At 46.7% G+C, this 13,497-nt stretch carries 3 protein-coding genes and 3 rRNA genes; 1 reads left to right on the plus strand and 5 read right to left on the minus strand.

What is annotated here, in order from left to right:
• Positions 1 to 10: 10 nt before the first annotated feature.
• The 3 genes from rrf to CC97_RS08680 all read right to left on the minus strand — a co-directional run bounded on the left by rrf (position 11) and on the right by CC97_RS08680 (position 4,755).
• Positions 11 to 127, minus strand: a 5S ribosomal RNA gene (gene rrf / locus CC97_RS08670).
• A 66-nt stretch (positions 128 to 193) separates the two neighbouring features.
• Positions 194 to 3,020, minus strand: a 23S ribosomal RNA gene (locus CC97_RS08675).
• A 226-nt stretch (positions 3,021 to 3,246) separates the two neighbouring features.
• Positions 3,247 to 4,755, minus strand: a 16S ribosomal RNA gene (locus tag CC97_RS08680).
• Together the 16S, 23S and 5S rRNA genes form the textbook arrangement of a ribosomal RNA operon.
• 592 nt (positions 4,756 to 5,347) lie before the next feature.
• Here CC97_RS08680 and carB point away from each other — a divergent pair.
• On the plus strand, positions 5,348 to 8,560 hold the full coding sequence (carB, locus tag CC97_RS08685) for a carbamoyl-phosphate synthase large subunit (RefSeq protein ID WP_044974635.1): 3,213 nt from the start codon (positions 5,348 to 5,350) through the stop codon (positions 8,558 to 8,560).
• A gap of 250 nt (positions 8,561 to 8,810) precedes the next feature.
• Here carB and CC97_RS08690 read toward each other — a convergent pair whose 3' ends face one another.
• The gene (locus CC97_RS08690) at positions 8,811 to 11,213 is read right to left on the minus strand and encodes a glycoside hydrolase family 9 protein (RefSeq protein ID WP_049962793.1); all 2,403 of its coding nucleotides are present in this window, start codon (positions 11,211 to 11,213) and stop codon (positions 8,811 to 8,813) included.
• Between the two features lie 153 nt (positions 11,214 to 11,366).
• Positions 11,367 to 13,304 carry a hypothetical protein gene (locus CC97_RS08695; RefSeq protein WP_044974636.1) on the minus strand — a complete coding sequence of 646 codons (1,938 nt, stop codon included), beginning with the start codon at positions 13,302 to 13,304 and terminating at the stop codon, positions 11,367 to 11,369.
• Positions 13,305 to 13,497 lie beyond the last annotated feature (193 nt).

Here is a 13,497-nt window from a genome sequence, read left to right on the forward strand (position 1 = left end):
TCTGTATTTGTGCCGGCGTCTATCTATCTTCCCGGGTCGTCGCCAACCGAGTATTTTCGACGTAAAAGAGCTTAACTTCTGTGTTCGGAATGGGAACAGGTGGGACCTCTTTGCCATTAACACCGACTATCTTTAAACTGAATATTTCCGATTTTCTTTCTACGATTTCTCTCTACAGACTTTCCTGATACTCTAGGAAAAGCCCTCGACCGATTAGTACTCACTCGCTTAACACCTCACGATGCTTACACGTTAAGCCTATCAACCTCTTAGTCTTTGAGGGGTCTTACTCTTTCGATGGGATATCTTATCTTAAGGCCGGCTTCACGCTTAGATGCCTTCAGCGTTTATCCGATCCGCACTTAGCTGCCCAGCTGTGCCACTGGCGTGACAACTGGTGCACCAGAGGTGCGTCCATCCCGGTCCTCTCGTACTAGGGACAGCTCCTTTCAAATATCCTTCGCCCACGACAGATAGGGACCGAACTGTCTCACGACGTTCTGAACCCAGCTCGCGTACCGCTTTAATTGGCGAACAGCCAAACCCTTGGGACCGAATTCAGCCCCAGGATGCGATGAGCCGACATCGAGGTGCCAAACCTCCCCGTCGATGTGGACTCTTGGGGGAGATCAGCCTGTTATCCCCAGGGTAGCTTTTATCCGTTGAGCGACGGCATTTCCACTCACATACCGCCGGATCACTAACTCCAACTTTCGTTCCTGCTCGACCCGTCAGTCTCGCAGTCAGGCTGGCTTTTGCGTTTACACTCTCTGGTATGGTTTCCATCCATACTGAGCCAACCTTTGAGCGCCTCCGTTACCTTTTAGGAGGCGACCGCCCCAGTCAAACTGCCCACCTAACATTGTCCCCTGACCAGATTCATGGTCACAGGTTAGAATTCCAGCACTTCAAGAGTGGTATCCCAACAGCGACTCCACACAAACTGACGTCCGTGTTTCCCAGTCTCCCACCTATCCTGTACATGAAATACCGAAATCCAATATTAAGCTACAGTGAAGCTCCATGGGGTCTTTCCGTCTAGTCGCAGGTAACCGGCATCTTCACCGGTACTACAATTTCGCCGGGTAGGTTGTTGAGACAGTGCCCAAATCGTTACACCATTCGTGCGGGTCAGAACTTACCTGACAAGGAATTTCGCTACCTTAGGACCGTTATAGTTACGGCCGCCGTTTACCGGGGCTTCAATTCAGAGCTCTCACTCCTCCTCTTAACCTTCCGGCACCGGGCAGGTGTCACCCCATATACGTCATCTTTCGATTTAGCATAGAGCTGTGTTTTTGCTAAACAGTCGCTTGGGCCTATTCTCTGCGACTCATTTCTGAGTACCCCTTCTCCCGAAGTTACGGGGTCAACTTGCCGAGTTCCTTAACAACCTTTCTCCCGTTGGCCTTAGAATTCTCTTCCTGTCTACCTGTGTCGGTTTGCGGTACGGGCTCCTTGTATATTCACATGACTTTTCTCGCCTCTTTCCACTAATACTTCCCGCTATTGCAGTCCCTTACGACCGGGGCAACCAGCGCCCGGCTATTCGCTTCAAAAGTGTCCTCATGCTTAAATACTTCGGAGGCTACGGAATTTCCACCGTATGTGCATCGGCTACGCGTTTCCGCCTCACCTTAGCTCCCGGCCTTACTAGGAGCGGACGAACCTTCCTCCTAAAAACCTTAGACTTTCGGCCATTATGATTCTCACATAATTCTCGCTACTCATTCCGGCATTCTCACTCGTATCTCGTCCACCATCGCTTCCGCTATGACTTCACCCTCGATACGACGCTCCTCTACCACTGATACTTGCGTATCAATCCCAAGCTTCGGTACAGATTTTAGCCCCGTTGAATTTTCGGCGCAGGGTCACTCGACCAGTGAGCTATTACGCACTCTTTTAATGAGTGGCTGCTTCTAAGCCAACATCCTGGTTGTCTGGGCAACCCCACATCCTTTTCCACTTAAACCTGTTTGGGGACCTTAGCTGTGGGTCTGGGCTCTTTCCCTTTTGACCGTGAGACTTATCTCACACGGTCTGACTGCTGTGATCTTATTATCCGGCATTCTTAGTTTGATAGGGTTCAGTAATCTCTCGACCCCTAGCCCATTCAGTGCTTTACCTCCGGTAATCATTCACAACGCTAGCCCTAAAGCTATTTCGAGGAGAACCAGCTATATCCGAGTTCGATTGGAATTTCTCCGCTAGCCACACCTCATCCGCCACCTTTTCAACGGGGGTCGGTTCGGCCCTCCATGGAGCTTTACCTCCACTTCAGCCTGGACATGGCTAGGTCACTCGGTTTCGGGTCTATCTCACTCAACTTAACGCCCTGTTAAGACTCGCTCTCGCTTCGGCTCCGTACCTTAAGTACTTAACCTTGCTGAGTAAGATAACTCGCCGGACCATTCTACAATAGGTACCATATCACACCTTGACGTGCTCTATGTGCTTGTAAGCATATGGTTTCAGGTTCTTTTTCACTCCCCTCCCGGGGTTCTTTTCACCTTTCCTTCACAGTACTCTTCGCTATCGGTCATTGGGTAGTATTCAGGCTTGGAGGGTGGTCCCCCCGGCTTCCCACCGGATTTCACGTGTCCGGCGGTACTCTGGATCCTGCTCGCTTTCTCGTCTTTTCGCTTACATGACTGTCACATTCTCTGGTGTGCCTTCCCATGCACTTCAGCTAAAACTTAAAATGCTAAATGCAGTCCTCAACCCCGGGAGCATTGCTGTTCCCGGTTTGGCCTCTTTCGCTTTCGCTCGCCACTACTCACAAAATCTCGTTTGATTTCTCTTCCTCCCCCTACTTAGATGTTTCAGTTCAGGGGGTTCCCCTCATACAGCTATTGATTCACTGTATGATGCATGACTGTTAATCATGCGGATTGCTCCATTCGGAAATCTGCGCATCAATGCTTGCTTACAGCTCCGCGCAGCTTATCGCAGCTGACCACGTCCTTCATCGGCTCCCAATGCCAAGGCATTCTCCATACGCTCTTATTAGCTTTACCTTTTGTATCAGTTCGAAATTATGTCTGTAGAATTTTGTTACCTGACTATTAAAAAAACTTGTTTTTTAAATTGTCGTTCTTCTTCTCGTAGTTTTAATATCTTAATATTCAGTTTTCAAGATGCTATGTTAAGAATACTTTTTAAGTATCCTCAAAATTGAACAATGTCTTACCCATGAACTAACCTTAGGAATTTTGTTCTTCTTAGAAGAACGGTTCTCCTTAGAAAGGAGGTGATCCAGCCGCACCTTCCGATACGGCTACCTTGTTACGACTTCACCCCAGTCATCAATCCCACCTTCGACAGCGTCCTCCTTGCGGTTGGACTACTGGCTTCGGGTGTTACCGACTCCCATGGTGTGACGGGCGGTGTGTACAAGGCCCGGGAACGTATTCACCGCAGCATGCTGATCTGCGATTACTAGCAATTCCGACTTCATGCAGGCGGGTTGCAGCCTGCAATCCGAACTGAGACAATTTTTCGGGTTTTGCTTTACATCGCTGTATTGCTTCCCTCTGTTCGATTGCCATTGTAGTACGTGTGTAGCCCAGGTCATAAGGGGCATGATGATTTGACGTCATCCCCACCTTCCTCCGTTTTGTCAACGGCAGTCCCATTAGAGTGCTCTTGCGTAGCAACTAATGGTAAGGGTTGCGCTCGTTGCGGGACTTAACCCAACATCTCACGACACGAGCTGACGACAACCATGCACCACCTGTCTTTGTGTCCGAAGACATATCAATCTCTTGATATTTCACTCGATGTCAAGACCTGGTAAGGTTCTTCGCGTTGCTTCGAATTAAACCACATACTCCACTGCTTGTGCGGGCCCCCGTCAATTCCTTTGAGTTTCAGCCTTGCGGCCGTACTCCCCAGGTGGATTACTTATTGTGTTAACTGCGGCACGGAAGGGGTCAGTCCCCCCACACCTAGTAATCATCGTTTACAGCGTGGACTACCAGGGTATCTAATCCTGTTTGCTCCCCACGCTTTCGAGCCTCAGCGTCAGTTAAAGCCCAGTAAGCCGCCTTCGCCACTGATGTTCCTCCTAATATCTACGCATTTCACCGCTACACTAGGAATTCCGCTTACCTCTACTTCACTCAAGAACCACAGTTTCAAATGCAGTCTGCCAGTTGAGCCGGCATATTTCACATCTGACTTGCAGTCCCGCCTACACTCCCTTTACACCCAGTAATTCCGGATAACGCTTGCTCCCTACGTATTACCGCGGCTGCTGGCACGTAGTTAGCCGGAGCTTCCTTCTCGGGTACCGTCATTTTCGTCCCCGATGACAGAGGTTTACAATCCGAAAACCTTCTTCCCTCACGCGGCATCGCTGCATCAGGCTTGCGCCCATTGTGCAATATTCCCCACTGCTGCCTCCCGTAGGAGTCTGGGCCGTGTCTCAGTCCCAATGTGGCCGTTCAACCTCTCAGTCCGGCTACTGATCGTTGCCTTGGTGGGCCGTTACCTCACCAACCAGCTAATCAGACGCGAGCCCATCTTTCAGCGATAAATCTTTGATATCAATACGATGCCGTATCAATATGTTATGAGGTATTACCATCCGTTTCCAGAAGCTATCCCTCTCTGAAAGGCAGGTTGCTCACGTGTTACTCACCCGTCCGCCACTAAGTTTAAAAGAGCAAGCTCTCTTAAACTCCGTTCGACTTGCATGTGTTAGGCGTGCCGCCAGCGTTCATCCTGAGCCAGGATCAAACTCTTTATAAAAGTTCTATAATAACCTTTTCAGGTTTATTATCTTTCCTGTACTCTGTTCAGAATACTTAGCTGCAGATTTTTTTGTCTTCTGCTTGACTTCTTAAATAATTCAAGAGAATTTAATCTCAAAGAATCTTCAAGGGTATTGTTTAGTGCATTGTTCAATTTTCAAGATACTTAATGTACTGTCTGATTTCCTTTTGTTTCGTACTCTCGTCCGACAGCTTTATTATTATATCATGCTGTAAAGCCCTTGTCAACACTTTTTTCAGATTTTTTCTTTAATTTTTCGGGTTTGTTAATGTTCTACAGTTTATTTGTTCCTCGTGATTTTTTTATATTAACAAATCCGGTCATTAACTATTTATATATATTTTCTCCTGAGAAAACACTGATTCAATCGCCGATCCGGCTTCGCCGGATTGCCAGGACGAGGGAAAACAGGACTTAAGCCCCGCGCCCTGCGATGATTTTAGATTTAATCAGCGCTTCCCTAAAAAATTCATTTTAGCTATTTATTTTTTCTATACTATATGGTATAATTAATTTTAAATGAGTTTATTCGCTAAAAACCAAATAAAACCAGGAGAAGTGAAAACTAATATGGAAAAAAAGAAAAAAAGTTCTTATTATCGGATCCGGTCCTATTGTAATCGGTCAGGCATGTGAATTTGACTACTCAGGTACACAGGCCTGTAAGGCTCTCAGAAAACTCGGATATGAGATAGTTCTTGTAAACTCAAATCCGGCTACTATTATGACAGACCCGGGAATCGCTGATGTAACATATCTTGAACCGCTCAACGAAGCAAGACTTGAGGAGATCATCGCTAAAGAACGTCCTGACTGCCTCCTCCCTAACCTCGGCGGACAGTCCGGTCTTAACCTTTGTTCAGAACTTGACAAGGCTGGTATTCTTAAAAAGTACAATGTCGAAGTTATCGGTGTTCAGGTAGACGCTATCGAACGCGGCGAAGACCGTATCGAATTCAAGAAGACTATGGACAGCCTCGGTATCGGCATGGCAAAATCACAGGTTGCCTACTCAGTAGATGAAGCTCTTAAGATTGCTGAAGAGCTCGGCTACCCTGTATGTTTAAGACCAGCCTACACAATGGGCGGTACAGGCGGTGGTCTTGTATACAACACAGAAGAACTTAAGACAGTCTGCGCAAGAGGTCTTCAGGCGTCACTCGTTGGACAGGTACTCGTTGAAGAATCAGTTCTCGGCTGGGAAGAACTCGAACTTGAAGTAGTAAGAGACCGCAAGGGCAACATGATAACAGTATGTTTCATCGAAAACATCGACCCTATCGGCGTTCACACCGGTGACAGCTTCTGTTCTGCACCTATGCTCACAATTCCTGAAGATGTTCAGAAGGAACTCCAGCGTCAGGCTTACAGGATCGTTGACGCTATCCAGGTAATCGGCGGTACAAACGTTCAGTTTGCAAGGAACCCTAAGGACGGAAGAATCATCGTAATCGAGATCAACCCTCGTACTTCACGTTCATCAGCACTTGCTTCAAAGGCAACAGGCTTCCCTATCGCGCTTGTTTCAGCTATGCTCGCAACAGGTCTTACACTCGAAGACATTCCATGCGGAAAGTACGGTTCACTCGACAAGTACTATCCGGACGGTGACTATATAGTAATCAAGTTCGCACGCTGGGCATTCGAAAAGTTCAAGAATTCTGAAGACAAGCTCGGAACACAGATGAGAGCTGTCGGCGAAGTAATGAGCATCGGTAAAACATACAAGGAAGCATTCCAGAAGGCAATCAGAAGCCTTGAAAACGGTCGTTACGGTCTTGGATTTGCAAAGAATTTCAATGAAAAGACAAAGGAAGAACTCCTTGACATGCTTCACATTCCGACAAGTGAACGTCAGTTCATCATGTACGAAGCTCTCCGCAAGGGCGCAACTGTAGATGAACTCCACGATCTTACAAAGATCAAGAAGTACTTTATCGAACAGATGAAGGAACTCGTTGATGAAGAAAACGCACTTATCAGTGCAAAGGGCAGCGTTCCTTCAAAGGAAACTCTCCTTAAGGCAAAGAAAGACGGTTTCTCAGACAGATATCTTGCTAAAATACTTGAAGTTTCCGAAGACGAAGTACGTGAAAAGAGACTCGGCTACGGCATAACAGAAGCATGGGAAGGCATCCATGTAAGCGGCACACAGAATGCTGCATACTACTATTCTTCATACAACATTGAAGACAAAAGCACTGCTACAGATACAAAGAAAAAGATCATGATCTTAGGTTCCGGTCCTAACAGAATCGGTCAGGGTATCGAATTCGACTACTGCTGCGTTCACGCTGCAAAGGCTCTCAAGGAACTCGGATTTGAAACTATCATGGTAAACTGCAACCCTGAAACAGTTTCTACTGACTACGATACATCTGACAAGCTCTACTTCGATCCGCTCACACTTGAAGATGTTCTTTCAATTCACGAAAAGGAAAAGCCGATCGGTGTTATCGCTCAGTTCGGCGGCCAGACTCCGCTCAACCTCGCTGCTTCACTTAAGAAGGCAGGCGTAAACATTCTCGGTACAACACCTGAAACCATCGATTTTGCTGAAGACCGTGATCTCTTCAGAGAAATGATGGACAAGCTCGGAATCCCGATGTCTGAATCAGGCATGGCTGTTACAGTTGATGATGCTCTTCAGATCGCTGAAAAGATCGGTTACCCTGTAATGGTTCGTCCTTCATACGTTCTCGGCGGACGCGGAATGGAAGTCGTTCACGACGCTGAACAGATGAAGATCTACATGGCTGCAGCCGTAGGTGTAACTCCTGACAGACCGATCCTCATCGACAGATTCCTCAACAACGCACTCGAATGTGAAGCTGACGCAATAAGCGACGGTGAAAATGTATTCGTTCCGGCTGTTATGGAACACATCGAACTCGCAGGTATCCACTCAGGTGACTCAGCTTGTATTCTTCCTTCACTCAACATTTCTCCTGAAAACGTTGCTACTATCAAGGAATACACAAGAAAGATCGCAAAGGAAATGAACGTTAAGGGTCTCATGAACATGCAGTATGCCATCGAAAAAGGCAAGGTATATGTTCTCGAAGCTAATCCTCGTGCATCAAGAACCGTTCCGCTCGTATCAAAGGTATGCAACATTCAGATGGTTAAGCTTGCAACACAGATAATCACTTCTCCTATTACAGGAAACCCTTCACCGGTACCGGAACTCAAGGACAAGAAGTTCAACCACTACGGTGTCAAGGAAGCTGTGTTCCCGTTCAACATGTTCCCTGAAGTTGACCCGCTCCTCGGACCGGAAATGCGTTCAACAGGTGAAGTTCTCGGTATTTCAGACAACTTCGGTGAAGCTTACTACAAGGCTCAGGAAGCTACACAGACAAAGATTGCACTTTCAGGCACAGTTCTTATCAGTATCAACGACGGCGACAAGCCTGAGATCATCCAGATCGCAAAGGACTTCGAAGAACTTGGATTCAAGATCAAGGCTACAGCAGGTACATACTCACTTCTCACTGAAAACGGCATAAAGGCTGAAAAGATATTCAAACTCCAGCAGGGACGCCCGAATATCCTCGACGCTATCACAAACGGCGAGATAGACATTGTCATCAACACACCTGACAACAAGAAGGGTATGGAAGATGACTCATACATCAGAAAGAGCGCTATCCGCAAGAGAGTATTCTACGTTACAACAATTGCAGCTGCCAAGGCTACAGTTGAAGGTATCAGAGCTGTAAAGAGCAGAGGTGCTGACTCAGTCAAGTCACTCCAGCAGTTCCACAGCGAGATCCAGTAAGTAATTTCTTATATAAAACCTCAGGGCAGGCCGCACGGCCTGCCCTTTTTGCATATAATGTCCAAACCGGAAATACTGTTCCATGAAAACACTGATTAAATCAGAAATCCGGCTTCGCCGGATTCCCAAAGGTGGAACCGGCGGGGCCTAGCCACGGAACCCCACGCTGATTTATGTTCCCTTGCAGTAAAAAACACAGGAACTCCGGCGGGCAGAGTCCTGTGTTTTTTTTTCGTTTAAAGTCTGTAATTTATTTACCGATCTTTGTAATTTTCTTTGAAATGTACTGTCTGAGCTTTGCAAGGTCTGAAATATCGACTGTTCCGTCGTACTCAGTGTCAGCAGCTAAGAGCGCCTTGTCATCAAGCTTTGTGTCGCCAAGCAGATAGAGTGAAAGCTTCGAAAGATCTGTTATGTCGATTATACCGCTGCCGTCGAGATCACCGTAAAGTACAGCATCATTCTGTGCTGACGGTTCTGTCGGCTTTACTGTTTCGGTTGGCTTAACTGTCGGTGTTTCAGTTGGTTTTACGGTTTCGGTCGGCTTAACTGTAGGTGTTTCACTTGGCTTTGATGTTTCAGTAGGCTTTACTGTAGGTGCTGCAGTCGGCTTTGATGTTTCAGTAGGCTTTACTGTTGGTGTCGCAGTCGGCTTTACTGTCGGAGCTGGTTTTGCAGTCGGTGCTGCCGGCTTTGTTCCGTCAGGTTCTGTTCCCCATACAAGAGTGTCTCCGTCGTAAAGAGTGATGTTTTCAGTTATCTTCTGGTCGAGGCTGTCCTTTGTAAGGCCTTCTCTTGAATAGTCATTTGAAGAATCCCATACCTTGTTCGAGTCAGGAATTGAGATACGTACCTGGATCTCCGCCTTTTCCTGTTCCTTGCCTATAGGGGCAAGAACTGAGCCGTCCTCATACTTCACCTTGATATAGTAGATGTTTCCGTCGTACTGTGTCGGTCCCTCCACTTTTGCCTGTGCCCATTCATCATAGCCTATCTTTGCTGTGATATCATCTGCTGTCAGTCCGGCATCGAGTATTTCCGAAATATCAAAATAGTAATTGTATGAAAGATCCTTTATATATCTTGCCGGCCATGCAGAGTGATTTACTGCATTTATCTTGAGCTCGGTAAATGTGTCTGATTCCTGGTTGATATTTGCCTGTACCCAGAATTCCGGTCCGTCCGGCTCTTCAACCGGAGGGAAATCTGCAAGTGTCTTGCAGTCATAGTCGGAAACCATTTTGCACAGAAGTGCTGTAAAACCAGCGTTATAGTCATCAGCAACTTCGTTGTTTACGTAGTTGTCTACTGCATCTTCATATTTTCCGTCCTTGCCCGGTCCGCCTACAAGAGCTCCGTAGAGAACGTGTCTGTGATGCTTCAGGGCTTCTGCTTTCATATCATCCCAGGCACCGTGAGATGTTCTGTGGTGCGGATGCTCAGGAGCATTTTCACCGAAACCGATAACGTAGCTTCTCTTGTCTGCGTTGCCGCCGAGACAGTAGTTGATCTGTGTTTCGTAGAATTCCTTATACTGGCTGCTCTTTTCTGCATTGTCCTTAAAGATCGTATCGCTGGCTACAGCTGCAAGGAATCCGGCGTTGCACGCATAGCGGAGACATCCCCATGAGTCAAGCCATGCAAGGCCGTCCTTGAGGTGAAGGATGCTCTTTCCTCCGTATCCTTCAGGCAGTGACCAGTAGTCAAGATGCTTCTGCACCTGCTTTATATATTCCTCGTCGCCGGTGTTCTGTGCATAAAGAAGGAATCCGCCCTGTGTTACATCGTCCCAGCAGAATCCCCATGTATACTTGAGTTCTTCAGACTGGTTTTCCCTGCCAAGATTCGGTATGCATTCCTTTGCCTTGTCGAGATAGCCCTTGTCGCCGGTAGCGATGTAGAGCCAGTTTGCTGCAAAGAAGAGCTCATCCCAGAAACCGCTCCATGAGTCATAGAAGGTGCTTGCCGCAGTATATCCCTTGTCGCTCTTTACTTTCCACGCAAGGTCAAAATAGTGCTCTGCGCATTTAAGATATCCGTCAGTTTTGTCTGATTTTCCTTTAAGCGCTGCTGCGCCGGCTGCAAGGGCCGCTGACATTTCACCGACTACACATGAACCGTCGCCGGTATAGGATGGACGCTTGCCCATTTCAAGCTCAACAAGCTCAGCTGCACCCCACCACTTGTGGTCTGCGTTGCCTTCACCGATCTGGTAAACGACCTTGTCTTCCCTGTCGCAGGCAACAAGATAGTCAAGAACGAATTCAAGATTGTTCTGGTAATTCTGCCATTCACCGATCTTTTCAACGCCGTCTCCGTACTGGTAAAGGCCCCATGCCATAACTGCTGCTGAATAGGCCATCGGCAGATTGAACTTTACATGGTCTCCGGCATCGTACCAGCCGCCCGGAACATCATCTGACATAGTGGAATCCGCTCTCCATGTTACCCTGTTCCATTCAGGCAGCGGACCTGCCTGCTGCACTTCATAGAAGAAAAGTGATTTCTGAAGTGCTTCAGCGTAATTGAATGGAGCTTCCGCTGCGCTTACAGTATTTCCGGATGTTACTGCAGAAAACGGAAAAACACTTAATGAGCCGAACGTAAGTACTGCAGCTGTCACACCAGCCAGGGCTTTTCTGAAATTCTTCATTTGATTTACCTCCGTTATTTTTATAAGAACCATTAAACTGCACGAAAACACTGATCAGACCTGGAATCCGGATCTTCCTGATTTACGGAACGCGGAAATTACGGGGATTCGGCCCTAAACTCCGCGCTGATCTGCAAATCAGTCAGGTTTTCCTCAGTTATTCACGTTTCTGGTCAGAACCAGTATTCCTGATGAACCGGTCTCGGAATCATAAACCGTACAAACTACGCGGTCATCACCGTCAACAAATGCAGATGATATATCCTGTTCTACATTTTCAAGATTCATGATCTCATTTTCCGAACTGTCTTCGGCCCTGTATCCGTAAATCCTGTTATTTTTCATGTAGTAAAGATCATAGCTGCCCTTACCGTCAATTATTACCGCTTCATCATCAGGCTCTTTGGTAAACTGCTCTTCCATAAGTGACTTTTCGCAGTTCAGTCTGACTATTACATTTTTATTTTCCGCATTGATGCATACAGCACGCTCTCCGCTGTCATTTACCAGCAAAGCAGAAGCAACAAGCTGTTCCTTTGCTCCGTCAAACACAGCCTTAATATTTCCCTCAGTATCGAAAACATAGATATACGGAACCGGATAATCACCCTTGAATGACAGAATATATGCATAGATATTGCCGTCACTTCCGAAACGCATTCTGGAAATGCTTCCTTCGTTCATTTCCTTAAGCTTTTCCACAGAAAATGTGCTTTGTTCCTTTCCGTTTTCATCGAGTACATGGAAAAGGTATTCCGTATTCTTTCCTGTTCTGGTATCTGCGCCTGTTCCCGGATCATATGCCTCGGCATATACTATCCTGCCGTCAGGTGCGGTACAGTAACCGCACGCATATCCTCTGGCAGCTGTAAGATCAGAACTGAAAAGTATCTTTCCTTCACTGTCGGCAGCCGTTACAACACGTCCGGCTTCAACCGTCGTCATATTGTACATGAACACACGGTCACCATATGATGAACCGATATATGCTGTCTTCATGACAGGATCGAGCGTATCGCCGAACGGCAGCACGACTTCAGATTTTTTGGTTTCAAAAGAATAACCTGTGACACCGGCTGAAGTTATATATGCAATATCAAATCCAGGCAGCCGGAGTCCGCCGATAAAACCTGAGTTTTTAGGAATATCCACTGTGTGATCAGCTTTGATCTCTCCGGTCGCGGCATCTGTTACATAGGCATAGATATCAGAATAATCCTCAGTTGTGCAGAAACAGAGATCCCCTGAACCGGAAACATACATGCCGATATAGCCGCCTTTCCATTTTTCCGAATTCTTCTGCGTGAATTTCAGGTTTCCTTCTGCATCAAGGCCGCAGAGATACTGATCAGGAGTATAGCTCGTACCGTAATCAGTTGCAAAAATATATGCCGAGCCGTCACTGCCTCCTGTAACCTGATAAATATCTGCCGTTTCAGGAAGGCCCAGCTTTTCATTCAGGTTTTCACTGCGCTTAAGCTCAAGCTTTTCATTATCGTAGCTTTCAAAATAGAATTCCTTGCCGTTTTCTCCGTAAACAGTTCTGAGAAGTGTAAACTCCTTTGCACCATTATTCCCGAGAGATGAAAGTGAACTGCTTTCCTCGACGGCAGTATCTGTGATCACTTCACCTGAATCCAGCGCCATGGTACAGAAATGCTGGACGTCTTCGTTATCACTGTAGATGAGCGCGAGAGTATTTTCACTGACGGATGCAAACTGTATATAATTGTAGCCGACATTTGACAGGCTGAAATCCGCGGAGCTCTTTTCTGAAACAGATGACAGAACTGACACCTCTTTCTCGACTCCCTCGCTCATCTGCTCATAGATATAATATCTGTCATTGCAGTATTCAACCTGATCTATATTTTCATACTCATGCTCAGGGGCTATTTCAAGCACTGTGAAATCTCCGGTATCTTCTTCAGAACCTGAAGTTTCCGGATCTGAAGGTTCACTTGCTTCCGAAGCGGATCCGTTCACTGAAGACTGTCCGCTGCCGTTCTGTTTTTCACATCCGCAGAACGAAAGTGTTAAAACAGAAAAGGCAAATATCCCTGCTATGAGTTTTACTAAGTTTCTTTTCATAGATTTTTCCTTTCGACACAGGTGACGTTCTCACCTTCGGGGATTGTTCATAATAATCCTGACAGCCCTTACCTGCTGCGGCAGACCGGCCGGTCCAGAATAATCATTACATAAAATAGCATATCATATCATAACCAAAAAATCAATATGTAAAAGCCGTTCTGTTTTTGTACAGAACGGCTTCTGTTATCAT

The organism is Ruminococcus sp. HUN007 (genome assembly GCF_000712055.1).
In the GTDB taxonomy this organism is placed as follows: domain Bacteria; phylum Bacillota; class Clostridia; order Oscillospirales; family Ruminococcaceae; genus HUN007.

Excerpts from the sequence above, each read along its gene's own strand:
- CC97_RS08690 (WP_049962793.1), bottom strand. The coding sequence starts at position 11,213 with ATGAAGAATTTCAGAAAAGCCCTGGCTGGTGTGACAGCTGCAGTACTT.
- CC97_RS08695 (WP_044974636.1), bottom strand. The coding sequence starts at position 13,304 with ATGAAAAGAAACTTAGTAAAACTCATAGCAGGGATATTTGCCTTTTCT.